This is a genomic window from Rubritalea spongiae, assembly GCF_042652385.1.
Classification (GTDB): Bacteria; Verrucomicrobiota; Verrucomicrobiia; order Verrucomicrobiales; family Akkermansiaceae; genus Rubritalea; species Rubritalea spongiae.
Genome location: NZ_JBHSJM010000001.1, coordinates 3,582,556 through 3,606,613, shown reverse-complemented (window position 1 = coordinate 3,606,613; position 24,058 = coordinate 3,582,556). Strand labels below are relative to the sequence as shown.

Sequence of the window (24,058 nt, the reverse complement as noted above, 5' to 3'; positions counted from 1 at the left end):
GAAGACTTGACGGCTGTAGTCACCCTAAGGAGTGAGAATCTCCGAGATCTTACACTAAGTGAGCTTCACAATAATACAGTCAGAGTTATTGGGAAGATCACTAGATCTATAGATGCTGAACAAACGATGAGCCCTTTTGAGAATTACGGTCTCTCTATGATGGAGCCCTCTAACCTTTCAGAGATATTTTCGTGACATAGAACATCCAATAACATGAATATGCAGTTTGGTGATGTCGAAGTTCAAGGGCCTGCTATTCAGATACTACCATTAATGGTATTCGTCTAAATTGGCTCTGGAGAACAAGACGCTGCACCCAACCACTCACCGTGGTTGAGTTCCGCTCTCTCTCTCTGATAATTCTCACATTAAACCCACAGCGCAGTTCCACGTAAAGTTCGTGGTTGGTGTGCTTTACGTTCTGCTAAATTTGAGAAGTTTATGATAAATCGCTCATTTTCAGTACATCCAGATAATTCACTACACTTCGGTCAGCTACTTTTCCTTTCTCCAACCATTCATTTCTCGAAGACATTTCTCTACATTCGCGAATCGCAGACTCACGTTTTCTAAATGCTCAGCTTTCCCTTAGTTCGTCTCAACACCTCGCTTGCTAAATGAGCGATGGTTTTTCAGAATCAGGCTCAGCATGTTGCTTTCTGAGTTCGAACATTCTCGGTTACTCCTCCAGCAAGTTACACGAAACATCACGGCTTTCATTCTTCACTGGTCACTCTATCATATCCGCAGGGATCGACTTGCAGAACAAGACGCTGCACCCAACCACTCACCGCGGTTGAGTTCCGCTCCCCTTTCTGGTAATTCTCACTTTAAACCCACAGCACAGTTTCACGGCAAAGTTCGTGGTTGGTGTGGCTTTACGTTCGGCTAAATTTGAGAAGTTTATGATAAATCGCTCATTTCAGTACATCCAGATAATTCACTACACTTCGGTCAGCTACTTTTCCTTCTCCAACCATTCATTTCTCGAAGACATTTTCTCTACATTCGCGAATCGCAGACTCACGTTTTCTAAATGCTCAGCTTTCCCTTAGTTCGTCTCAACACCTCGCTTGCTAAATGAGCGATGGTTTTTCAGAATCAGGCTCAGCATGTTGCTTTCTGAGTTCGAACATTCTCGGTTACTCCTCCAGCAAGTTACACGAAACATCACGGCTTTCATTCTTCACTGGTCACTCTATCATATCCGCAGGGATCGACTTGCAGAACAAGACGCTGCACTCAACCACTCACCGCGGTTGAGTTCCGCTCCCCTTTCTGGTAATTCTCACTTTAAACCCACAGCACAGTTTCACGGCAAAGTTCGTGGTTGGTGTGCTTTACGTTCGGCTAAATTTGAGAAGTTTATGATAAATCGCTCATTTTCAGTACATCCAGATAATTCACTACACTTCGGTCAGCTACTTTTCCTTTCTCCAACCATTCATTTCTCGAAGACATTTTCTCTACATTCGCGAATCGCAGACTCACGTTTTCTAAATGCTCAGCTTTCCCTTAGTTCGTCTCAACACCTCGCTTGCTAAATGAGCGATGGTTTTTCAGAATCAGGCTCAGCATGTTGCTTTCTGAGTTCGAACATTCTCGGTTACTCCTCCAGCAAGTTACACGAAACATCACGGCTTTCATTCTTCACTGGTCACTCTATCATATCCGCAGGGATCGACTTGCAGAACAAGACGCTGCACCCAACCACTCACCGCGGTTGAGTCCGCTCCCCTTTCTGGTAATTCTCACTTTAAACCCACAGCACAGTTTCACGGCAAAGTTCGTGGTTGGTGTGCTTTACGTTCGGCTAAATTAGCCATTTGCCTTCTAAGCCACTAAGCTTCAGAAAATCAACAGTCGTTAATTTCGGCGTCGATCATACATCAGCTTCGAGCTTCAAACTACTCAGATCATTCTAGTACATTCGCGAATCGCGGTTCTGGATTCGGCGCTTTCAGATAGTTCGTCTCCATCCTTCGCAGATTTCCGTTTTCTAAATTACACGCTTTCTCATAGTTCGTCTCAGTGCTTCGCAGATCAGCGTTATAAGATTACGATGCTTCACATAGTTCGTCTCCAGATGATGAAACTCAAGTCGCAACACCAAACCACGAACTCAGCATTGACCTTGCCGAACAAGACGCTGCACCCAACCACTCACCGCGGTTGAGTTTCGCTCCCCTTTCTGGTAATTCTCACTTTAAACCCACAGCACAGTTTCCACGTAGAGTTCGTGGCTGGTGTGCTTTACGTTCTACTAAATGAAACTACTACAAAACCTTCTTATAGCCTCGGGACTAACAGCCGTAATCACATCTTGCGAGAAGCCTGAATCCCCTACTACAGCACATAACTGCTGTTCAACAGACGAAGCCCAATCTTGCTGCAAGGTTGATGCTAACGATCAATATTACTCTGAGAGCAAATATGGTGATTTTTCTGATAGTGAATACACCGAATGGATGAATTTCCCTGAAATACAGAAGTTCATGGACGATTTCGATCACTCAAAAAACTGGATTTACCGATCAGAAGGTCGCGATTTCAAAGGTTTATCCCAGTACAGGTACGCTATACGAAAAAAGCCAGATGATGTTGCTAGATATTGGGTTCGTAGTGGACGCAACGCTGACGACTTCAAAAGTCTCGGCATTAAATATATCCGTGATGGATTTGAGCTCGTCAGCTTACAGTTATTTAAAGATTCCTCAGGAACCACAAGACATCAATCCGTATGGTTCAAATACAAAATCGATTCTGTAGAACAAGACGCTGCACCCAATCCCCTCACCGTCGAGTAGCGAGCTATATTCAACATTCGAACATCAACCCAAAACTAAAGCACGCTGAGAGTTCGGTGATTGGTGTGCTTTACGTTAGCCTAAAAAGTAATGAGCAAAACATCTCTATGGAGGTTACTAATCCTATTGGCGATACTCTCTGTAGTCATCACTCTAAACATCGTGAAATATAGTTCTACACCAGACACGAAAACAGGCCTTTCGACTACAGGAGGCGATGTCTTTGATGTACTTGGCCTGACCCCGTAGAACTGTGCAGTTCATAAATGTAGATTTGGTGATATAACCAAATCGAAAAACATGAAAAGAAGCCGTTTTAGCGAAGAGCAAAAAGTCAGAATCCTGCAAGAATTGCGAGCTGGTAAGAGTCGTAAAGAAATCTGTGCCGAGCATAATGTGAGTCCTCAAACAATTTCCCTATGGAAGAGTAAATATGGGGATATGGATGTAAACGAGGCTCGAAAGCTTAAAGCCTTAGAAGAGGAAAATGCGCGGATGAAGCGCATCATAGCTGATCAGGCGATGCAGATCGACATACTCAAGGAAGTGAACTCAAAAAAGTGGTAAGTGTGGCAGCCAAGAAGACGGTGGTTCGCACACTAGTAGAGTCTGGGTTTGCGAAAGTAAGTGAAGTGTGTAGAGCGATAGGCTTACAGCGATCTAGCTTTTATTGGGTTAGTCAACGTAGCCCTGAGAGTATAGAGCTTGAGCGAGAGGTTCTGAGGCTCAGCAAGGATAACCCTCGTTATGGCTACAGGCGCATTACGCTTTGATGCGCCGAGAAGGCCATAAAATCAACTCTAAGCGTGTACAGGCGATACGTCGCCGTCACGGCCTACAAGTACGCAAGAAGCAGCGCAAGAGTAGACGAGTAAATGAAAATGAACCCAAACGACTCCGCGCCAGTGCAAAAAATGAAGTCTGGAGCTGGGACTTTGTTTACGATCAAACAGAGCATGGGTCGAGCTTCCGCATTTAAGCGTGTTAGATGAATACACTCGTCAATGTCATAGCTTGAATCCTCGTCATAGCTACCGAGCCGAAGACGTAATTGAAGTTCTAGAAGAGCTCATTGTTGAGCATGGGCCTCCTCGGTTCATTCGTAGTGATAATGGTCCAGAGTTTATAGCCTACAAAATTCGAGACTGGCTCAAAGAGCAAGGCATCCAAACACACTACATTACACTAGGTTCACCATGGAGCAGTGCTACATCGAGAGCTTTCACGACAAGCTACGCGATGAGTTCCTGAATCGTGAAATCTTCTACTCTCTAGCAGAAGCTAAAATTTTGCTAGAAGGATGGCGAAAAGAGTATAACGATGAACGCATCCATAGCTCGTTGGCTTATCTCACACCCAATGAGTTCGCGCGCAGCGTACAGACTCCGTTACGGGCTACGCCCTCCACTCCGTCTGTACGCGAACTAATCCCTAACCTAATAAGAAACAACATCTTCACTGAATCTACAGTTTAGATCTGTCCAAAGCGCGGGGTCAGGCCATCTCAGGCTCCTTAATTAGTTGCGCAGGAACTACTCCTAGTGCCAAGGTTACAGATAAATTAGAACCAGTCCTACTAGTTACAAAAAAAGATACAGTAGATATTAAAATCACAACTGCATCTGACGTTGAATTGCTTAACTATGACAAGAATAGATTTACGGATAAACTTGAACACCAACTCAATAAGCAGAAATCCAAATACCCAACTAATAGAGACCCAAAATCCTTCAAGACAACCGTCCAGATCACTGAGTTCGATAAAGGTAACGCATTCGCTAGATCTATGTTAGCTGGATTAGGTCAAATCAAGATTAAATCAAAAGTAACCCATATGGATAACCTAGGGAACACTGGAGCATTCCTAGTAAATAAAACTTTTGCCTGGGGTGGCATGTATGGAGCGACTGTTAAGGTTGGCGATATTGAAGACAGCCTAATCAAATCAATTACAAACACACTAACTGGGTCCAATTAATCGACTTTGGAGAACAAGACGCTGCACCCAACCGCTCACCGCGGTTGAGTTCCGCTTTCCTTTCTGATAATTCAATCTTTAAACCCATAGCACACATTCCTCGTATAGTTCGCGGTTGGTGTGCTTTACGTTCGCTTAAATATGACAGCTTCTAGAAAAAAGAAGACATTTGTACTTTCAGCCATCCTACTGAGTATCCTGTTATGCCCCACCTTCTTTCTTTGGTTTAAGGCTGAAGATAGCCATCACTTCAATATAAAATACAATCTATGGAAACACGGGTTATCCCACTATGATCCAAATTACGTTGTGTTTTTGAACGTAGATGTCGACCTAAGATCAGACCTCCTTGGTATGACCTTTGACGAAGTTAGCACACTTTTTCCTGATCTAAGACTGGCCTGACCCCGCGCTTTGGACAGATCTAAACTGTAGATTCAGTGAAGATGTTGTTTCTTATTAGGTTAGGGATTAGTTCGCGTACAGACGGAGTGGAGGGCGTAGCCCGTAACGGAGTCTGTACGCTGCGCGCGAACTCATTGGGTGTGAGATAAGCCAACGAGCTATGGATGCGTTCATCGTTATACTCTTTTCGCCATCCTTCTAGCAAAATTTTAGCTTCTGCTAGAGAGTAGAAGATTTCACGATTCAGGAACTCATCGCGTAGCTTGTCGTGAAAGCTCTCGATGTAGCACTGCTCCCATGGTGAACCTAGTGTAATGTAGTGTGTTTGGATGCCTTGCTCTTTGAGCCAGTCTCGAATTTTGTAGGCTATAAACTCTGGACCATTATCACTACGAATGAACCGAGGAGGCCCATGCTCAACAATGAGCTCTTCTAGAACTTCAATTACGTCTTCGGCTCGGTAGCTATGACGAGGATTCAAGCTATGACATTGACGAGTGTATTCATCTAACACGCTTAAAATGCGGAAGCTCGACCCATGCTCTGTTTGATCGTAAACAAAGTCCCAGCTCCAGACTTCATTTTTTGCACTGGCGCGGAGTCGTTTGGGTTCATTTTCATTTACTCGTCTACTCTTGCGCTGCTTCTTGCGTACTTGTAGGCCGTGACGGCGACGTATCGCCTGTACACGCTTAGAGTTGATTTTATGGCCTTCTCGGCGCATCAAAGCGGTAATGCGCCTGTAGCCATAACGAGGGTTATCCTTGCTGAGCCTCAGAACCTCTCGCTCAAGCTCTATACTCTCAGGGCTACGTTGACTAACCCAATAAAAGCTAGATCGCTGTAAGCCTATCGCTCTACACACTTCACTTACTTTCGCAAACCCAGACTCTACTAGTGTGCGAACCACCGTCTTCTTGGCTGCCACACTTACCACTTTTTTGAGTTCACTTCCTTGAGTATGTCGATCTGCATCGCCTGATCAGCTATGATGCGCTTCATCCGCGCATTTTCCTCTTCTAAGGCTTTAAGCTTTCGAGCCTCGTTTACATCCATATCCCCATATTTACTCTTCCATAGGGAAATTGTTTGAGGACTCACATTATGCTCGGCACAGATTTCTTTACGACTCTTACCAGCTCGCAATTCTTGCAGGATTCTGACTTTTTGCTCTTCGCTAAAACGGCTTCTTTTCATGTTTTTCGATTTGGTTATATCACCAAATCTACATTTATGAACTGCACAGTTCTACGGGGTCAGGCCAAGACCTTATGAAGAGTCCAATGATGCTCAGCAAATGTACAGAGACTACTTGAAGTCAGACACCTCAGAACTCTATTGGATAGGAAACTCTAACTGGTATATCCAATTCAAAGATGGTGTAGTCTCTTCCATTGAATTAACTAAAGGCTAATCCATCCTCATCACTCAAAAACTGCCTTAGCGAACAAGACGCTGCACCCAACCACTCACCGTGGTTGAGTTCCGCTTTCCTCTCTGCTAATTCTAACTTTAAACCCACAGCGCAGTTTCCACGTAAAGTTCGTGGTTGGTGTGCTTTACGTTCTGCTAAATTTGCGCAGTTTATGATAAATCGCTCATTTTCAGTACATCCGATGCTTTTATTACTCTTCGGTTAGATGTCTTCTCTTTCTTCGATCATTCATTTCTCGAAGACATCTTCTCTACATTCGCGAATCGCAGACTCACGTTTTCTGAATTCTCAGATTTCACTCACTTCGTCTCAGCACGTCGCTTGCTAAATGAGCGATGGTTTCTCAGAATCAGGCTCAGCCTGTTGCTTTCTGAGTTCGAACATTCTCGGTTACTCCTCCAGCAAGTTACACGAAACATCACGGCTTTCATTCTTCACTGGTCACTCTATCATTTCCGCAGGGATCGCCTTGCAGAACAAGACGCTGCACCCAACCACTCACCGCGGTTGAGTTCCGCTCTCCTTTCTGGTAATTCTTACTTTAAACCCATAGCACAGTTCCTCGGCAAAGTTCGTGGTTGGTGTGCTTTACGTTCTGTTAAATTATGCGCTTCTTTCAGATTCGATCTCCATTCGTATAGCTATTCTGATCGCAGCATAGAAAACACCGCTCGTCGCTCATCTCAATTCTCCGTTGAAGCGTAATCACTTGTGAAGATCTCTTTTGGTCGGCTGCTAAACACGGTTTCTCATTCCCACGGTTTCAGATTTTAAAGCACTTTTTTGATTGTTCCTATTGGTTGAAGTTACCGATTTCAGTTTCGAACATTTCTGCCATTTGGCCTTCGAAATTTACAGATTTCTCGATCATTTCTCGAATTTGCTTTCACGGCATCATTACAATATTCAAAGCTGCAACTTCCCTAAATTGCCTTACAGAACAAGACGCTGCACCCAACCGCTCACCGCGGTTGAGTTCCGCGTCTCTCTCTGGTAATTCTCACTTTAAACCCATAGCGCAGTTTCCTCGTTTAGTTCGCGGTTGGTGTGCTTTACGTTATGCTAAAAAAAACGACACTCCTACTCTGGGCATCATACTCATTTCTTTTTGCTAATGACAAGTCACTTCCTGACTTCTCCAAAGCATTACCCAATGACACCTTTGAAGCTAAATCTGGCGGGAAGATCGTCACTAATTACCACTATCATACAAATAAAACACTGGATAAACTCATTACAGATCTAACAAAGTTTCTTGGTGATGGGTGGCCACTCGAGAACGCAGCTATTGAGCAAGTCGAACAACAGAAGATCATAAATAACAACCCAGACATTAATCATATTATTGCCTTTTCTCATCCAGATCTTCCTGACTTTACCATTGGGGCGACAATCTTCACTAACTCTGACAAAGTAGAACTTCACGGATCAGTACATGAGAGCCTTGTCACGATCGTTGTTGTCGACATGAAAGCTCATGAAAAATCGATGCGCACCGAATAAAACTGCCTTTGCATAACAAGACGCTGCACCCAACCGCTCACCGCGGTTGAGTTCCGCTTTCCTTTCTGATAATTCACACTTTAAACCCACAGCACAGGTTCCTCGGTTAGTTCGCGGTTGGTGTGCTTTACGTTCTGCTAAATATGAAACGTTTCCTCATACTACTATGCATTCTCTCTATCGTAGGGTGTGGTACATGGCTCAAACCCACTTACAAATATGAAGACTTCTCTATCATCAAAGCCTACCAAAAAGACGACACTAATCTCTACATAGAAGTATTCACAGGAGACAGCGCTACATGGCTATCAGATGCCAAAGTTTCAGAAAAAGACGACATCATCGAGATTTGCCTGCACTACACTTTAAGTGAGCCCGATACAAATTTCATAACTAACTCAAATGGTAATTCTGTTGGTCTAATCTACAGCACAAAACATCTATCTAAAAAACAAATACTCTATGTGGATGAAGCGGGTAAACAGGAACTATTTCTTCACAAGTGGAACGAAGATCTAATGAAGCTATACGTAAGCAGTCCCATCAACGATCCGTTAAAAAATTGACTCTGCAGAACAAGACGCTGCACCCAACCACTCACCGCGGTTGAGTTCCGCTCACCTTTCTGATAATTCTCACTTTAAACCCACAGCACAGTTTCCACGTAAAGTTCGTGGTTGGTGTGCTTCACGTTCTGCTAAATTTGCGCAGTTTATGATAAATCGCTCATTTTCAGAACATCCAGAGAATTTACTACACTTCAGTCAGCTACTTTCCCTTTCTCAGATCGTTCAGTTCTCGAAGACATTTTCTCTACATTCGCGAATCGCAGACTCACGTTTTATGAATGCTCAGATTTCACTCACTTCGTCTCAGCACGTCGCTTGCTAAATGAACGATGGTTTCTCAAAATCAGGCTCAGCATGTTGCTTTCTGAGTTCGAACATTCTCGGTTACTCCTCCAGCAGGTTGCACGAAACATCACGACTTTCCTTCTTCACTGGTCACTCTATCATTTCCGCAGGGATCGCCTTGCAGAACAAGACGCTGCACCCAACCGCTCACCGCGGTTGAGTTCCGCTTTCCTTTCTGATAATTCTCACTTTAAACCCATAGCACACATTCCTCGTATAGTTCGCGGTTGGTGTGCTTTACGTTCTCCTAAATGAAACCTGCATTAATTATTCACCTCAAACTAACACATCGAAATGAGTCCCGTTGAAGAGTGGTTTTTTTTACATTATCTAGGTATTGGTCTCCTGATTGCTTCATATCCAATAAGTAAATTTATGCACATACTCTTTCATTGGGCTAGAAGGTTAGGAAAAGTCGAATTTATTGGCACCAGTAAAGCCACTGACATCACTGTCCGCCACTTTGTGTTGGCTACCATTCTCGGTGGGATTACTTGGTTCATTACTGCTGAAGTCGTAAACCACAAAAAAAGAAACGGAGAACACCTAGAAGACTCCAATAGTTCGCCATCTTCGTCTCAAGCAAACTTCTGACTTCTAGCGTAAATAAAATTGCAGAACAAGACGCTGCACCCAACCACTCACCGCGGTTGAGTTCCGCTCTCCTTTCTGGTAATTCTTACTTTAAACCCACAGCACAGTTTCCACGTAAAGTTCGTGGTTGGTGTGCTTTACGTTCTACCAAATTAAAGATGACTATAGACATAAATAACTTACTATCTGGATTCATTGGCGCCGTTATCGCTCTACTTGGCGCTTTTGGAGTTGCGTGGTACCAGCAATACAAGACCGCGAAAGAAAATGAGAAGCAGAGGAAGCACGAGATGAATCTTTTCGCTGCTCAGAAAGCTCACGATAAGGATATGCAACGCCGCGAGAATAATATCCGGAATACTGGAATGGCTTCGCGGCGCGAGGTTGGGGGCGGCTAATAAATAGCAACATCCGAATAAGGATGAATGTAGTGAGGAAACCCACAATAAATGGCTGCCATCTAAACCACTCCATAAAATCACCTTGCAGAACAAGACGCTGCACCCAACCACTCACCGCTGTTACGTTTCCAATTAGTTTCATATAATTTCTTTCTATTTACGCGCACCACACATTCACAGGTTGAGTGAGTGGTTGGTGTGCTTTGCGTTAGGCTAAATATACACGCTCACTCCCACATGAACGACGAATACATACCGCTACTTAAATGGCGAATTCTCATTCTAGAGATATTCTTACTAGTAGCATTATCTTTCTTCTTAGCGTTTATGATGTTCTCCATACTGCCTGTATCCACAGCTCTCATCGTATCCATAATAAACCTCTCATCCTTTTGGTATTTCCGATATTCACTCACAGGCTCTCAACACATCACAAGAGTACTTTCTCTCTGGGTTGGTCTAACTGTAATCTCACTCGTACTTATTTCGACAGTTGGTAGATCTCCATTTAGGTGGCTTCTCGACTGGAACTAGCGCTATGAAATTGACTTGCCTAACAAGACGCTGCACCCAACCGCTTACCGCGGTTGAGTTCCGCTCCATTTTTGATACTTCTATCTTTAACCCAAAATCTCACACTGGCCTCCAACGGTCGCGGTTGGTGTGCTTTACGTTCTGTTAAATTGTGCGCTTCTTTCAGATTCGATCTCCATTCGTATAGCTATTCTGATCGCAGCATAGAAAACACCGCTCATCGCTCATCTCAATTCTCAGTTGAAGCGTAATCACTCGTGAAGATCTCTTTTGGTTGGCTGTGAAAACACAGTGTCTAATTCCCCAGATTTTAGATTTCAAAGCACTTATTTGATTGTTCCTGTTGGTTGAAGTTACCGATTTCAGTTTCGAACATTTCTGCCATTTGGCCTTCGAAGTTTACAGAGTTCTCGATCATTTCTCGAATTTGGTTTCACGACATCATCACAATATTCAAAGCTGCAACTTCCCTAAATTGCCTTACAGAACAAGACGCTGCACCCAACCGCTCACCGCGGTTGAGTTCCGCTTTCCTTTCTGGTAATTCTCACTTTAAACCCACAGCACAGTTTCCTCGTTTAGTTCGCGGTTGGTGTGCTTTACGTTATGCTAAATAAATCAGATCCACCCCGTATCATATTTGGTCAACCTTCACATGGTTGGATGACCATTACTGTGGATGAATTTAGATTCGATGCATCAGATGTTCCTTGTGATTCGCTTTACGGATTATGCAAAGCTCTAAATTCCATACTATCAGGATCTATAGATGCTTCTGTAGACTGGTCTTTAGAGCCTAATTATCTGGTATGGAAATTCACTAATAACACATCAAATTGTACTCTAATTATCACGGATCACAATGACACATTACTAGCTTCATTGGATGCCCCTACAGATAAATTGATTCGGTCAATCATAGAGGCTATCATTACTATCAAACCCTTCTTTGATCTCGATCAAGACCAGATAAATTGGTCATGGGATTATCCTTCTGATGCAATCCTTAACCTAAAAAATCGCCTTGCATAACAAGACGCTGCACCCAACCGCTTACCGCGGTTGAGTTCCGCTCCATTTCTGATAATTCCACCTTTCACCCAAAATCTCACACTGGCCCACAACGGTCGCGGTTGGTGTGCTTTACGTTCTGCTAAAAATTCAGTTTTTAGATCTGATAGACATTATTTCTGATTACGCTGTTTTTTGATTATTCCCCTAAATCCAGAGACATTATCTCAGTTTCTATGCCTGGAACAGAAACATCACTCTTTCTCGCTGACTGCTGTGGATAAGCGTATTGGAGTAGTTATTCATCCTCTTTGGATTATGCTGATTCACACTACACGACAAAAAATCACAACTGCTTGTTAGATAAAACCTTGACTACAAGTGCCATGCCGCAAAATAGGCATGTCTTTACACATTTCTATACTAACAACTCTGAGACAGCAGGTTGGAGGGAATCTTTCACGTCTCAAGTGTCTCGCTGACATTATTTTTGCGATCACAAAGTCTCGATCTGTCAATTTGGTGAAGCTGGCCACGGATAGCCAAATGGAGTGCTCACAAAGTAGTCGTTACCGTCGGTTCCAAAGGTTCTTTGCCACATGGGAACTGCCCATGCTCGCTATCACGCAACTCATTTTGGGAAAAATCCCTAAACCTAAGGATGGCTATATTTTGAGTATTGATCGAACCAATTGGCAGTTCGGTAAAACTCACATCAACATCCTAACTATCGGAGTGATTGTGGGAAAAATAGCTGTTCCTCTCGTTTGGCAAACCTTACCACAGACTTCCAAACGAGGGAACTCCAACACAAAGCTACGCATTGGGCTAATGAGTAAACTTCTCGAAGTTCTGCCTGCCAAGGACATTTACTTCATTGCTATGGATCGCGAATTCCACGGGAAGAGGTGGCTTGCTTGGTTAGACAAGAAGGAAGTTACTTTTGTGTTGCGAATCAAAGCAAATACCATTGTTGGTGATCTACTCGCTATGGAGTGTAAACGCTCGCGGGTAGAACGCCAAAGTATCTGGGGAATGAATCTCTATTTTGGTAAAAAAGAAGTTCGAACACAACGTACCCAAACGCTTTACGTCGTGAGTAACCGTTTCAAAAGTAAGAAAGCTCTGAACGCCTATCAGCGTCGCTGGGGTATTGAAGTACTCTTTGGTCACTTCAAAAAGAAAGGGCTCAACATAGAAGACACTCATCTAAGGGAAGCAAAAAGAGTCGACACACTAGTAGCCGTGGTCACCCTAAGCTTCTTCTTCTGTTTTAGTTGGGGAGTCATTTTGAAGCATAACAAAACCCTGCCTGCTTATATAAAACGCAAGAGTTACTTCAGGGCTGGCCTCGAGCATGTGATTGAAATGCTCAATCACCCCAAACGCTTAGAGCAACTGTGGAATCAGTTTTTAGGATGGATTGATAATGGAGCTTTTCCCAAAAAAATTGTCGTGTAGTGTGATGCTGATTAGTAGGTTCTCGTCATTACTAGCATACATCTCTACTCGGATATTTCTGGTACTTCTAGCATATGGGCATCACAGATTTTTTCTATTTGGCAGACATTCAGAGCTTTCATCCTTCCGCTATTGAAGCACAGGGTTTTGGCACTTTACACTTCACTCACAAACAAGGTTCTCTGGTTTTCACCGTCTGGCAGAACAAGACGCTGCACCCAACCGCTTATCGCGGTTGAGTTCCGCTCCATTTCTGGTAATTCTACCTCTCACTTAAAATCTCACACTGGCCTCCAACGGTCGCGGTTGGTGTGCTTTACGTTCGATTAAAATGATAACGCTTTTAGAAAAAACTCTGCCTCGCGAACAATTTATTGCTCTATGGTCAGATGAAGCTCCGTCATACAAAAAGGCGATCATAAAGATATCAGAATACCTTATCGATCAAGGCATTGAACACGTATCATCATTCGATTTAGAGATAACCCTATTAGAGCCGCCAAGATTCAAAGTTTCAGGGGTAGTAGATACAACTAACCAAACAAAGAAGCTCTCTTTAGAACTAGTTTGGCTTCCTAATCTAGATTGCTACAGAATTGGCTACTCGTTCTTAACCACACCTTCTCCACCAGTATCGCAAAAGACAGTTCAGCAAGTTATAGAGGCACTTGATTCCGCCTCATGTGACGATAAACATTTAACTATCGAAGGTCAGGTGTTCGAAGCTCTTGAAGGCTTTGATGAAGACTCAGAAGGTTCACATCTTATAGTTCCTGCAATTATTAGATTTTTCGAACGCTTCCCAGACCATGAAGACCAGTCTCTCATTCACATTGCATGGGATGCAAAACTAGAATCTGCGGTAATATTAGACTCATTACGAAGATCACCAAATATTTCTATGATCTGTATCGTTGAGGGAATCATCAATACTACTGAAGATGATTCGATTAAAGTATTCTGGACCGAACAGCTACGTACCATTCTCAAAGACTGTAGCGATGAAGATATCATAGAATACGCATCAGACCTCATTGGAGATACCCTAAACTGACCTTATCGAACAAGACGCTGCACCCAACCGCTTACCGCGGTTGAGTTCCGCTCTATTTCTGATAATTCCACCTTTCACCCAAAATCTCACACTGGCCTCCAACAGTCGCGGTTGGTGTGCTTTACGTTCTACTAAATTAGGTCGTTCCTTTGGTAATTGGAATGTTGCTAGATAAATTAATCATCATATCAACAGGCGATTGGACATCAGCTTCGAACTTCCAAACGCCTCAGATAGTTTTTGTACATTCGCGAATCGCAGTACTTCGCTTTCTTAATTAATAGTTCTAGCTGATTTCGTCTCAGTGCTTCGCAGATGACCATATTCAGAATTCAGGGCTTCACCTAGTTCGTCTCCAGATGATGGAATTACTTGACGCAGCACCAAACCAGAACTCCATAAATTGACTCTGTAGAACAAGACGCTGCACCCAACCACTCACCGTGGTTGAGTTCCGCTCTCCTCTCTGATAATTCTCACTTTAAACCCATAGCACAGTTCCTCGGCAGAGTTCGCGGTTGGTGTGCTTTACGTTCTGTTAAATTGTCCGCTTCTTTCAGATTCGATCTCCATTCGTAAAACTATTCTGATCGCAGCATAGAATGCACCGCTCGTCGCTCATCTCAATTCTCCGTTGACGCGTAATCACTCGTGAAGATCTCTTTTAGTTAGCTGCTAAACACGGTTTCTCATTCCCACAATTTCAGATTTTAAAGCACTTTTTTGATTGTTTCGATTGGTTGAAGTTACCGATTTCAGTTTCGAACATTTCTGCCATTTGGCCTTCAAAGATTACAGGTTTCTCGATCATTTCTCGAATTTGCTTTCACGGTATCATCACAATATTCAAAACTGCAACTTCCCTAAATTGCCTTACAGAACAAGACGCTGCACCCAACCGCTTACCGCGGTTGAGTTCCGCTAACATTTCTGATAATTCCTACTTTAAATCCACAGCACAGTTTCCTCGGTTAGTTCGCGGTTGGTGTGCTTTACGTTCTGCTAAATATGAACACCTCCACGAGACCAGCCACGTTATCTGACTTAGATTGGTTAGAGCCATTCTATGAAAACTTGATGCGCCCATATTACGAAGTCTCCATGAAGTGGGATCGCACTGTGTTCAGAAAGCATTTTGATCCTCATGAAGTTGAGATTATCACATTTGAAGATCAGGACATCGGCATGCTCAAAGTCCAGCATCATACAGATCACATTTATCTAGGCGACATTCAGATTTCACAGGAGTTCCAGAATATGGGCATTGGAAGTTCACTAATCGCCAATGTACTTGCGGAAGCTGATGAACAAAGCATTCCTGTTAGACTCAGAGTCCTAAAGTCCAACCCCGCACGAAACCTCTACACAAGAATGGGCTTTATAGAGCTTGAAGATGCTGGTCATGCTACTTTCATGATTAGACATTCCTCAAATCCTATCTCCACCCCATAAAATTGCCTCTGCAGAACAAGACGCTGCACCCAACCGCTTACCGCGGTTGAGTTCCGCTCCATTTCTGGTAATTCTATCTTTAACTCAAAACCTCACACTGGCCTCCAACGGTCGCGGTTGGTGTGCTTTACGTTAGGCTAAATATGAATATCCCACCCATCGTTAAGCCAATGATTAGAATTTTAGTCATTCTACAGCTATTACTCATTAGTTCATGCGAATATGCCACGTTCACATTGTCTAATAAGAACGGTGAGTCCAGCAGTTCAGTGATGGCATCACGAAAGAACGAGCTGTCAGTAACACTTCCCGAAGACCTACAGAATACACCAATTTCTCAGCTGAGCTTTGAGTTACTCCACAAACGTTCTGCTGAAGCAATTAGTGTACTTGATAGCTTTCCGCCCTATCCGACAGTCGACCCAAGCAAGAGCTATAAAAGCGTATTAGTATCGACCAAACCCAAGAACCTCAAATCTACAGATTACACTCTCAACATTTACCTAGATAACAAACTATATGAAACTCACACTCTGGAACTTCGCCGTGAGTTTGTAACCATTCTCGATTACTAAGACACTAAGCCCTAAAACTGACTTGCCTAACAAGACGCTGCACCCAACCACTCACCGTGGTTGAGTTCCGCTCCCCTCTCTGGTAATTCTCACTTTAAACCCACAGCACAGTTCCTCGGCAAAGTTCGTGGTTGGTGTGCTTTACGTTCTACTAAATTAATCATGCCTCTAGACGTATTTCAGAAAATTGAACATGACTTTAAATCCGATGCCCCGACCGTTCATGAACGACTAAAGGAACTCGACGCTCAAACTAAAGGTCTGATTTCTAATCGGTTGCTTAGATCTATAATCTATTTAGCTGATGGCGATTTCAAAAAACTCGAACTCTACATTCAACAAGCTCGTAAAGACTGGAGAGATGTACTTTGGCAAGCGGAGTACGACTCACCCGACAGTCAAAAACAAAGTAGGGATTTCAACAAAACATTCCACGATCTAAACCTACTCTAACATCAATCTAAGCTCCTTAAATCGCCTTGGTAGAACAAGACGCTGCACCCAACCACTCACCGTGGTTGAGTTCCGCTCACCTCTCGGGTAATTCTCACTTTAAACACTCAGCACAGGTTCACGGTAAAGTTCGTGGCTGGTGTGCTTTACGTTCTGCTAAATTATGAAAGCCTTAGAAGAAATACGGTCATTCCTCCATGATCAAACGCTTTTCTCATCAGATAAATACCTACATTCAGATTTTGAAGTCGTCACAGATGCTAGTCTAGCCGAAGAGTTACAGTCATCACAATTAGTGGAATCTCCTTATCAGGTTTATAACGACTTCTTCGAGATGCAGTGTTCCAAACTTTATGTAGAACCATCTGAGGCTGCAGACTACTACATCTATCAACACGCTAGTGAACTCATAGATATCTGGCGTTATATATGGGATTATAGATCTTACGGAGATTTCATTGACCAAATACTTTGGGACTTATCTTCCATTATTAAATCCGAAGCCAAACACGGAGAAGTAACTGGTTTTTGGAAAGATGTTTTAGACATCTACAGAGATGGAGCTATGCCTTGCGGAGTAACTGAATCAGGTTCTCTCTTAATTCATAGTCCTGCAGTATCTGAGATTCAGTTAAGCCCAGTTGGAGAGAAACGCAGAGCATACGATCTAAAGAAGAAAACTAAAAGATTAGAAGAAATCGACCCGTTAATAAATTGACTCTGCAGAACAAGACGCTGCACCCAACCGCTTACCGCGGTTGAGTTCCGCTCCATTACTGGTAGTTCTACCTTATAACCAAAATCTCACACTGGCCTCCAACGGTCGCGGCTGGTGTGCTTTACGTTCTGCTAAATAAAACTATGTACAACATTAAACCAGGTAGAGGCCCGTCAATGGGTGGCGGATTCATGAGTATTTTTGCAGCTATCTTCGGAGTCTTCTGGACAATCGGAGCTACATCAATGGGAGCTCCCAGTATGTTTACAGCTTTCGGGGTAATATTTATAATGGCTGCTATTGGTTCCGCTATTTTTAATTTTTACAACGCTACATCAAAAAATCGGTTTAGCACGTTTGAGGTCACTCGCTCTAATGATGAACCCGATCCATTATCACCCAAAAGAACCAGCTCTGGAGTACCACCTGCTAATAGAACCTCTTTTTGTCCATACTGTGGAACCTCACTGAAAGAAGACTACAAGTTCTGTCCAAAGTGCGGTAAGAACATCTGAATTAGTCTTGCAGAACAAGACGCTGCACCCAACCGCTCACCGCGGTTGAGCTCCGCTAACATTTCTGATAATTCCTACTTTAAACCCACAGTACAGTTTCCTCGGTTAGTTCGCGGTTGGTGTGCTTTACGTTCGGCTAAATATTGACGTTCTAGGTAAATATTGTAGCTTTCTGGTATGAGCACAGTTGAAGCTATTGAAGAGGCTGTAGAACAGCTTGGAAAACACGATTTGGCAGCATTCCGTGAGTGGTTTCATACCTTTGAAGCCGCTGAATGGGACGCTCAAATTGAACGTGATCTTAGTAGTGGAAAATTAGATAGTTTAGCCGATGAGGCTATTGCAGAATTCCGTTCAGGAAAAACACGCAAGCTATAGTCTAGTGGATCATTACGCTACTAGTAAGTTCTGGAATGCATACGAAAAGCTTCCAGCTAAGGTTCAAAGTGTAGCCGATGAAAACTTCGGGTTATTGAAGAAAGATCCATTCCACCCTTCATTGCATTTTAAGAAAGTCGGTCGCTTTTGGTCTGTCCGTGCAGGTATTAAGTATCGAGCACTAGGTGTCAGAGTTGATGGTTCCATGACTTGGTTCTGGATTGGCAGTCATGCAGATTACGACCGGTTAATCTCATAAATTGCCTTTGCCGAACAAGACGCTGCACCCAACCGCTCACCGCGGTTGAGTTCCTCTTTCCTTTCTGGTAATTCTAACTTTAAACCCACAGCACAGTTTCCTCGGTTAGTTCGCGGTTGGTGTGCTTTACGTTCGTCTAAATTACCACTTGCAGAACAAAAAGTGCTACTTTAGTGTCACCACATGAGAGCTGAACTTGTAACCACTTTAAAAAGAAAAGCTACTGACATCATTGCGCAGATATCTGAAGAGCATGAGCCTGTACTCATTACTCAACATGGATTACCTGCCGCATACTTAGTTGATGTAGAGACCTACGAATCTATGGAAGCTAGAATCCACCTTCTTGAAGGTATCGCCAAAGGAGAAAAGGCGATCAAAGATGGTCGAGTCGTTCCACATGATGAAGCGTCAAAAAGAATGTCCAGATGGCTAGATTAGTTTGGGCTGAGCCTGCACTCCAAGATCTAGAGCAAATTGCAGATCACATAGCTCTGGATAATGAACGTGCCGCAAAAGAACTCATTAAACTAGTTTTTGAGAAGGCTAGCTTACTCGAGACCTTTCCTGAGATGTGTCCTGTACCTCACGATTTAAGTGACACTGAATATCGTCACCTTATTGTGAGTCCTTTGCGCATATTTTACAGAGTTGAAAGCGACACTGTTTACATTGTGTACGTTATGAGATTTGAGAAGCTACTACGTCTTGAAGACATCGAAGCTCGTAAACTGACTTGACGAACAAGACGCTGCACCCAACCACTCATCGTGGTTAAGTTCCGCTCCCCTCTCTGGTAATTCTCACTTTAAACCCACAGCACAGTTTCACGGCAGAGTTCGTAGTTGGTGTGCTTTACGTTCTACTAAATTTACACACTTCTATGAACAAACACATACTACTAACAGCAATTCCTGTTGCTCTATTCATGAGCTCATGCTCTTCACAAACTACATCTTCATCTCCCTACAAAACAATCAGTGGCATGAAGATACCTGCTAGCAAACAAGTCAGCTCAGCAGATGCTAAGGCAATTGAAGACATTTTCACGAAGCGCTATTCCAACCTAAAAGTTACATCCATGATGCACATTACGCCGACAACAGTCTCGGTGCATTCTAAAGATGAGCTTATTGCATTTGTTACTCCCGCTCCTACTCTTTTCGAGAAGAAGAATGGCCAGTGGGCAATAGCTCGACCACGCTAAATTGCCTCTGTAGAACAAGACGCTGCACCCAACCGCTCACCGCGGTTGAGTTCCGCGTCTTTCTCTGGTAATTCACACTCTAAACCCATAGCGCAGTTCCTCGGCAATGTTCGCGGTTGGTGTGCTTTACGTTAGGCTAAAAATACACTGCGTAATGAAAATCCCCCTCATCATACTAATATTTAGTCTTCCATGCCCATCATATGGTTCGAAGCAAATTGCTGACCCTTTGAAAATCAACGGAAAAACTATCTACGTTTTAGACTTCAAACTCAACGACGAACTAAAAAGTCAGGTAGACCACTATACACAAGGAGGTGGTTCTACAGCCAACAAGGATGGTTTCTATGCTGAATTCGAGGTTGTAGACAAAAAGCTCTATATAACAAAGCTTGAAGTTCTTGATACGAGAACTCGTGACCTCAAACTCATTTCAATTCCTCTAGGTGAAAAATCTAGGCTTTTTGCTTCATGGTTTTCAGGTGTTTTGAATAGAAGGTACGGGAGAGGACAAAACTTATACATGCCACCACTCGTCGATATTTATACCTTCAAAGATGGCGTTCTTAAATCGGTAACTACTAAACAAGTCGGGAAATTTGAATCATCTCCTGTTAGACCACCTATTCCACCACAGCCTTACCCTTCTACCAAACAAAACTGACTTGCCTAACAAGACGCTGCACCCAACCACTCACCGTGGTTGAGTTCCGCTCACCTTTCTGATAATTCTCACTTTAAACCCACAGCACAGTTCCTCGGCAAAGTTCGTGGTTGGTGTGCTTTACGTTCTCCTAAATGAAACTTCACTTCACACTCACTGATAAAGACTGTCTCAACTTTAGTGAGCGATTTTATCAAAGGTCTCCATCACATCAGAAGATTAAGCGAAGATCACAGCTTGTATTTCCAATCATGATGGTTGGATTTGGCCTGACCCCGTAGAACTGTGCAGTTCATAAATGTAGATTTGGTGATATAACCAAATCGAAAAACATGAAAAGAAGCCGTTTTAGCGAAGAGCAAAAAGTCAGAATCCTGCAAGAATTGCGAGCTGGTAAGAGTCGTAAAGAAATCTGTGCCGAGCATAATGTGAGTCCTCAAACAATTTCCCTATGGAAGAGTAAATATGGGGATATGGATGTAAACGAGGCTCGAAAGCTTAAAGCCTTAGAAGAGGAAAATGCGCGGATGAAGCGCATCATAGCTGATCAGGCGATGCAGATCGACATACTCAAGGAAGTGAACTCAAAAAAGTGGTAAGTGTGGCAGCCAAGAAGACGGTGGTTCGCACACTAGTAGAGTCTGGGTTTGCGAAAGTAAGTGAAGTGTGTAGAGCGATAGGCTTACAGCGATCTAGCTTTTATTGGGTTAGTCAACGTAGCCCTGAGAGTATAGAGCTTGAGCGAGAGGTTCTGAGGCTCAGCAAGGATAACCCTCGTTATGGCTACAGGCGCATTACCGCTTTGATGCGCCGAGAAGGCCATAAAATCAACTCTAAGCGTGTACAGGCGATACGTCGCCGTCACGGCCTACAAGTACGCAAGAAGCAGCGCAAGAGTAGACGAGTAAATGAAAATGAACCCAAACGACTCCGCGCCAGTGCAAAAAATGAAGTCTGGAGCTGGGACTTTGTTTACGATCAAACAGAGCATGGGTCGAGCTTCCGCATTTTAAGCGTGTTAGATGAATACACTCGTCAATGTCATAGCTTGAATCCTCGTCATAGCTACCGAGCCGAAGACGTAATTGAAGTTCTAGAAGAGCTCATTGTTGAGCATGGGCCTCCTCGGTTCATTCGTAGTGATAATGGTCCAGAGTTTATAGCCTACAAAATTCGAGACTGGCTCAAAGAGCAAGGCATCCAAACACACTACATTACACTAGGTTCACCATGGGAGCAGTGCTACATCGAGAGCTTTCACGACAAGCTACGCGATGAGTTCCTGAATCGTGAAATCTTCTACTCTCTAGCAGAAGCTAAAATTTTGCTAGAAGGATGGCGAAAAGAGTATAACGATGAACGCATCCATAGCTCGTTGGCTTATCTCACACCCAATGAGTTCGCGCGCAGCGTACAGACTCCGTTACGGGCTACGCCCTCCACTCCGTCTGTACGCGAACTAATCCCTAACCTAATAAGAAACAACATCTTCACTGAATCTACAGTTTAGATCTGTCCAAAGCGCGGGGTCAGGCCAATACAGAAGAGAAACAAATCCTATCGTATCTGGATCGGTATATTGCTAACTCGAAAGAACATGCATGGTCTTCCTACCCAAAGAGCTGGGATAACGGAAAGTACTTTTATTTCGGCACTTGGGCATTTGAAGCCGCTGCTGTCAGCGCTGTCACTGACATCGACGATACTATCTACCGAGATCATCCATACTACCCAAAAGAGCTAGTAGATAATTACCTGTGCACACCTTAAAAACTGCTCTTGTCGAACAAGACGCTGCACCCAACCGCTCACCGCGGTTGAGTTCCACTAACATTACTGATAATTCCTACTTTAAACCCACAGCGCAGTTTCCTCGGTTAGTTCGCGGCTGGTGTGCTTTACGTTAGACTAAAATAGACAACCATGTCAAAGCACCCCATATTTCGAGACTACTTAGAAAAGCCAATTCCTGAGATATTCAAGGCTGCTGAGCTACTTAGCAAAGCTGTTGATGCACATATTGGCGGAGATCCCCGCACTGCTAATAATCTCCTAAAGTTGGCAGACTACCCTGAAATCTATGACTGGACTGAGAGACTATGGGGGAAAAACAGTTTCCGACGTCATTATGAATTAGATGAACCACTACCAATTATCCCCAAAGAAGAACGACTCAAGCCGAGAATGCCTAGAGCTGCACATAAGCGAGAGATAATTGAACGTGATGGGTATTATTGTCGATTCTGTGGTATTCCAGTGATTCCGAGAGAGGTCTGCAAGTTTCTAGTTGAATTATATCCCGAAGCAATGCGATGGGGACCTGCTAACAAAGATCGTCATACGGCATTACTCGCAATGGATATGGTTTTTGATCACGTTCTTCCACATTCAAGAGGTGGAAGCAGCTATCCAAATAATATGGTTGTCGCCTGTCAGCCATGTAATTGTGGACGAATGGAAAACACTCTTGAGGAGATGGGAATGTCAGACCCGATGACTAGAGAGATGAAAATTGGTTCTTGGGATGGCTTGACAAGATTATTAAAGACTTAACAAAAACTCCTAACGTCACCAATGGTCTAACAAGACGCTGCACCCAACCACTGACCGCGGTTGCGCGCTGCTCTCCTCTCAGATTATTCAAACTTTAAAACCCATAGCACAGATTCACTGGTGGAAGTCAGTGGTTGGTGTGCTTTACGTTCTGTTAAATTGTACGCTTCTTTCAGATTCGATCTCCATTCGTAAAGCTATTCTGATCGCAGCATAGGAAACACCACTCGTTGCTCATCTCTATTCTCCGTTGACGCGTAATCACTCGTGAAGATCTCTTTTGGTCAGCTGTGAAAACACAGTGTCTAATTCCCCAGATTTTAGATTTCAAAGCACTTATTTGATTGTTCCTGTTGGTTAAATTTACCGATTTCAGTTTCGACCATTTCTGCCATTTGGCCTTCGAAATTTACAGAGTTCTCGATCATTTCTCGAATTTGCTTTCACGACATCATCACAATATTCAAAGCTGCAACTTCCCTAAATTGCCTTACAGAACAAGACGCTGCACCCAACCGCTTACCGCGGTTGAGTTCCGCTCCATTTCTGATAATTCTATCTTTAACCCAAAATCTCACACTGGCCCACAACGGTCGCGGTTGGTGTGCTTTACGTTAGTCTAAAATGAACAAGCGCCAGATAAATATAACGGATAAAGACATCAAAAAGGTGATTTCATTTGAAGGATTTACCCCTGAACAATCAAAGGTCGTAGAAGACTTAGAAGAAAATTTATCCATCAAGTTTCCCGATACTCTTAAGCGAATATGGGCGATGGAAGAAGAAGCTTCAATCTTTGTTGAGAATTCATACTCGGGCCCATCTGGTTTTGACTTCTTAGCTCTTAAAGAAGGTCACATAGAATATATCTCTTCAACCATTCTAGAAATCTACGATTTAGCCTTTCGAGATAAAGACCCGAAAGTTATTCCTATTGCTCATGAAGGGAACGGAGACTATCTCGTACTTGATTACAGAGTTCACGAAGATCCAGTCGTCTTAGAATACAATCTTGAAAATGGGTACAAAGACAACCCATACTACTATTTAGCTGTTTCTTTTGATGAGTACATTGACCGAGGACAGAAGCGCAATTCCAAGTATTACAAGAAACTAGATAAGGATTTAGATAAGGACGAGTTACACAAGCATATCGGATTCACTGCTCTTGACTAACAAGACGCTGC

General features: G+C 43.4%; 37 protein-coding genes. 35 read left to right on the top strand and 2 right to left on the bottom strand.

From position 1 onward, the window contains the following. The first annotated feature begins 617 nt into the window (after positions 1-617). The 10 genes from ACFPK9_RS16100 to ACFPK9_RS16055 all read left to right on the top strand — a co-directional run bounded on the left by ACFPK9_RS16100 (position 618) and on the right by ACFPK9_RS16055 (position 4,785). Complete coding sequence (locus ACFPK9_RS16100) at positions 618-800, top strand: hypothetical protein (RefSeq protein ID WP_377092554.1); 183 nt, start codon at positions 618-620, stop codon at positions 798-800. Positions 801-1,080: 280 nt separating this feature from the next. After that, positions 1,081-1,263, top strand: coding sequence for a hypothetical protein (locus ACFPK9_RS16095; RefSeq protein ID WP_377096506.1), 183 nt, complete (start codon positions 1,081-1,083; stop codon positions 1,261-1,263). 281 nt (positions 1,264-1,544) lie between these two features. Continuing rightward, positions 1,545-1,727: a hypothetical protein gene (locus ACFPK9_RS16090; RefSeq protein WP_377092554.1), complete on the top strand. Its 183-nt coding sequence runs from the start codon at positions 1,545-1,547 to the stop codon at positions 1,725-1,727. Between the two features lie 540 nt (positions 1,728-2,267). Continuing rightward, positions 2,268-2,807, top strand: a complete 540-nt coding sequence (locus tag ACFPK9_RS16085) for a hypothetical protein (protein ID WP_377092553.1) — start codon at positions 2,268-2,270, stop codon at positions 2,805-2,807. Between the two features lie 90 nt (positions 2,808-2,897). Continuing rightward, complete coding sequence (locus ACFPK9_RS16080; protein ID WP_377092552.1) at positions 2,898-3,056, top strand: hypothetical protein; 159 nt, start codon at positions 2,898-2,900, stop codon at positions 3,054-3,056. A 51-nt stretch (positions 3,057-3,107) separates the two neighbouring features. Continuing rightward, on the top strand, positions 3,108-3,374 hold the full coding sequence (locus tag ACFPK9_RS16075) for a transposase (protein ID WP_377092531.1): 267 nt from the start codon (positions 3,108-3,110) through the stop codon (positions 3,372-3,374). A 202-nt stretch (positions 3,375-3,576) separates the two neighbouring features. Further along, positions 3,577-3,786 carry a hypothetical protein gene (locus tag ACFPK9_RS16070; protein WP_377096503.1) on the top strand — a complete coding sequence of 70 codons (210 nt, stop codon included), beginning with the start codon at positions 3,577-3,579 and terminating at the stop codon, positions 3,784-3,786. 2 nt (positions 3,787-3,788) lie between these two features. Then, positions 3,789-4,058: a DDE-type integrase/transposase/recombinase gene (locus ACFPK9_RS16065; protein WP_377096500.1), complete on the top strand. Its 270-nt coding sequence runs from the start codon at positions 3,789-3,791 to the stop codon at positions 4,056-4,058. Further along, positions 4,004-4,282, top strand: coding sequence for an integrase core domain-containing protein (locus tag ACFPK9_RS16060; RefSeq protein ID WP_377096497.1), 279 nt, complete (start codon positions 4,004-4,006; stop codon positions 4,280-4,282). The genes ACFPK9_RS16065 and ACFPK9_RS16060 overlap by 55 nt, the downstream gene beginning before the upstream one ends. Before the next feature lie 158 nt (positions 4,283-4,440). Further along, a complete protein-coding gene (locus ACFPK9_RS16055; protein ID WP_377092551.1) occupies positions 4,441-4,785 on the top strand; it encodes a DUF4410 domain-containing protein in 345 nt (114 codons plus the stop codon). A 424-nt stretch (positions 4,786-5,209) separates the two neighbouring features. Here ACFPK9_RS16055 and ACFPK9_RS16050 read toward each other — a convergent pair whose 3' ends face one another. Continuing rightward, entirely contained in the window at positions 5,210-6,118 is a 909-nt protein-coding gene (locus ACFPK9_RS16050) for an IS3 family transposase (RefSeq protein WP_377092530.1), read from the bottom strand. 2 nt (positions 6,119-6,120) lie between these two features. Beyond that, positions 6,121-6,387, bottom strand: coding sequence for a transposase (locus ACFPK9_RS16045; protein ID WP_377092531.1), 267 nt, complete (start codon positions 6,385-6,387; stop codon positions 6,121-6,123). Positions 6,388-6,953: 566 nt separating this feature from the next. Here ACFPK9_RS16045 and ACFPK9_RS16040 point away from each other — a divergent pair. The 25 genes from ACFPK9_RS16040 to ACFPK9_RS15920 all read left to right on the top strand — a co-directional run bounded on the left by ACFPK9_RS16040 (position 6,954) and on the right by ACFPK9_RS15920 (position 24,047). Further along, a complete protein-coding gene (locus ACFPK9_RS16040; protein WP_377092510.1) occupies positions 6,954-7,136 on the top strand; it encodes a hypothetical protein in 183 nt (60 codons plus the stop codon). Between the two features lie 548 nt (positions 7,137-7,684). Further along, the gene (locus tag ACFPK9_RS16035) at positions 7,685-8,128 is read left to right on the top strand and encodes a hypothetical protein (protein WP_377092550.1); all 444 of its coding nucleotides are present in this window, start codon (positions 7,685-7,687) and stop codon (positions 8,126-8,128) included. A 143-nt stretch (positions 8,129-8,271) separates the two neighbouring features. After that, a complete protein-coding gene (locus ACFPK9_RS16030) occupies positions 8,272-8,694 on the top strand; it encodes a hypothetical protein (protein ID WP_377092549.1) in 423 nt (140 codons plus the stop codon). A 325-nt stretch (positions 8,695-9,019) separates the two neighbouring features. Beyond that, positions 9,020-9,202 (top strand): hypothetical protein, encoded by a 183-nt coding sequence (locus tag ACFPK9_RS16025; protein ID WP_377092548.1) that lies wholly within the window; start codon positions 9,020-9,022, stop codon positions 9,200-9,202. Between the two features lie 215 nt (positions 9,203-9,417). After that, complete coding sequence (locus ACFPK9_RS16020; RefSeq protein ID WP_377092547.1) at positions 9,418-9,636, top strand: hypothetical protein; 219 nt, start codon at positions 9,418-9,420, stop codon at positions 9,634-9,636. A gap of 158 nt (positions 9,637-9,794) precedes the next feature. Beyond that, positions 9,795-10,034, top strand: coding sequence for a hypothetical protein (locus ACFPK9_RS16015; protein ID WP_377092546.1), 240 nt, complete (start codon positions 9,795-9,797; stop codon positions 10,032-10,034). 1,143 nt (positions 10,035-11,177) lie between these two features. Beyond that, positions 11,178-11,603 (top strand): hypothetical protein, encoded by a 426-nt coding sequence (locus ACFPK9_RS16010; RefSeq protein ID WP_377092545.1) that lies wholly within the window; start codon positions 11,178-11,180, stop codon positions 11,601-11,603. Positions 11,604-11,984: 381 nt separating this feature from the next. Continuing rightward, positions 11,985-13,043, top strand: a complete 1,059-nt coding sequence (locus ACFPK9_RS16005; RefSeq protein WP_377092544.1) for an IS4 family transposase — start codon at positions 11,985-11,987, stop codon at positions 13,041-13,043. Between the two features lie 331 nt (positions 13,044-13,374). Then, positions 13,375-14,097 (top strand): hypothetical protein, encoded by a 723-nt coding sequence (locus ACFPK9_RS16000; RefSeq protein ID WP_377092543.1) that lies wholly within the window; start codon positions 13,375-13,377, stop codon positions 14,095-14,097. 1,008 nt (positions 14,098-15,105) lie between these two features. Further along, positions 15,106-15,549: a GNAT family N-acetyltransferase gene (locus ACFPK9_RS15995; RefSeq protein WP_377092542.1), complete on the top strand. Its 444-nt coding sequence runs from the start codon at positions 15,106-15,108 to the stop codon at positions 15,547-15,549. Between the two features lie 272 nt (positions 15,550-15,821). Further along, a complete protein-coding gene (locus ACFPK9_RS15990; RefSeq protein WP_377092541.1) occupies positions 15,822-16,124 on the top strand; it encodes a hypothetical protein in 303 nt (100 codons plus the stop codon). A 162-nt stretch (positions 16,125-16,286) separates the two neighbouring features. Continuing rightward, positions 16,287-16,577 carry a hypothetical protein gene (locus ACFPK9_RS15985; protein ID WP_377092540.1) on the top strand — a complete coding sequence of 97 codons (291 nt, stop codon included), beginning with the start codon at positions 16,287-16,289 and terminating at the stop codon, positions 16,575-16,577. A 163-nt stretch (positions 16,578-16,740) separates the two neighbouring features. After that, positions 16,741-17,295: a hypothetical protein gene (locus ACFPK9_RS15980; RefSeq protein WP_377092539.1), complete on the top strand. Its 555-nt coding sequence runs from the start codon at positions 16,741-16,743 to the stop codon at positions 17,293-17,295. A gap of 143 nt (positions 17,296-17,438) precedes the next feature. Then, positions 17,439-17,810, top strand: coding sequence for a zinc ribbon domain-containing protein (locus ACFPK9_RS15975; RefSeq protein ID WP_377092538.1), 372 nt, complete (start codon positions 17,439-17,441; stop codon positions 17,808-17,810). Positions 17,811-17,987: 177 nt separating this feature from the next. Then, positions 17,988-18,188 (top strand): hypothetical protein, encoded by a 201-nt coding sequence (locus tag ACFPK9_RS15970; RefSeq protein WP_377092537.1) that lies wholly within the window; start codon positions 17,988-17,990, stop codon positions 18,186-18,188. A 4-nt stretch (positions 18,189-18,192) separates the two neighbouring features. Beyond that, the gene (locus ACFPK9_RS15965; RefSeq protein WP_377092536.1) at positions 18,193-18,447 is read left to right on the top strand and encodes a hypothetical protein; all 255 of its coding nucleotides are present in this window, start codon (positions 18,193-18,195) and stop codon (positions 18,445-18,447) included. Between the two features lie 183 nt (positions 18,448-18,630). Continuing rightward, positions 18,631-18,888, top strand: coding sequence for a type II toxin-antitoxin system Phd/YefM family antitoxin (locus ACFPK9_RS15960; protein ID WP_377092535.1), 258 nt, complete (start codon positions 18,631-18,633; stop codon positions 18,886-18,888). Then, a complete protein-coding gene (locus tag ACFPK9_RS15955; protein WP_377092534.1) occupies positions 18,876-19,187 on the top strand; it encodes a type II toxin-antitoxin system RelE/ParE family toxin in 312 nt (103 codons plus the stop codon). Before ACFPK9_RS15960 ends, ACFPK9_RS15955 begins: the two co-directional genes overlap by 13 nt. Before the next feature lie 245 nt (positions 19,188-19,432). Next, on the top strand, positions 19,433-19,654 hold the full coding sequence (locus ACFPK9_RS15950; RefSeq protein ID WP_377092533.1) for a hypothetical protein: 222 nt from the start codon (positions 19,433-19,435) through the stop codon (positions 19,652-19,654). Positions 19,655-19,808: 154 nt separating this feature from the next. Further along, positions 19,809-20,318 carry a hypothetical protein gene (locus ACFPK9_RS15945; protein ID WP_377092532.1) on the top strand — a complete coding sequence of 170 codons (510 nt, stop codon included), beginning with the start codon at positions 19,809-19,811 and terminating at the stop codon, positions 20,316-20,318. Positions 20,319-20,650: 332 nt separating this feature from the next. Then, positions 20,651-20,917: a transposase gene (locus ACFPK9_RS15940; RefSeq protein WP_377092531.1), complete on the top strand. Its 267-nt coding sequence runs from the start codon at positions 20,651-20,653 to the stop codon at positions 20,915-20,917. A gap of 2 nt (positions 20,918-20,919) precedes the next feature. Further along, positions 20,920-21,828: an IS3 family transposase gene (locus ACFPK9_RS15935; RefSeq protein WP_377092530.1), complete on the top strand. Its 909-nt coding sequence runs from the start codon at positions 20,920-20,922 to the stop codon at positions 21,826-21,828. Next, on the top strand, positions 21,816-22,088 hold the full coding sequence (locus ACFPK9_RS15930) for a PoNe immunity protein domain-containing protein (RefSeq protein WP_377096522.1): 273 nt from the start codon (positions 21,816-21,818) through the stop codon (positions 22,086-22,088). Before ACFPK9_RS15935 ends, ACFPK9_RS15930 begins: the two co-directional genes overlap by 13 nt. 153 nt (positions 22,089-22,241) lie before the next feature. Continuing rightward, positions 22,242-22,871, top strand: coding sequence for an HNH endonuclease (locus ACFPK9_RS15925; protein ID WP_377092529.1), 630 nt, complete (start codon positions 22,242-22,244; stop codon positions 22,869-22,871). 624 nt (positions 22,872-23,495) lie between these two features. Next, positions 23,496-24,047: an SMI1/KNR4 family protein gene (locus ACFPK9_RS15920; RefSeq protein ID WP_377092528.1), complete on the top strand. Its 552-nt coding sequence runs from the start codon at positions 23,496-23,498 to the stop codon at positions 24,045-24,047. The last annotated feature ends 11 nt before the right edge of the window (positions 24,048-24,058 follow it).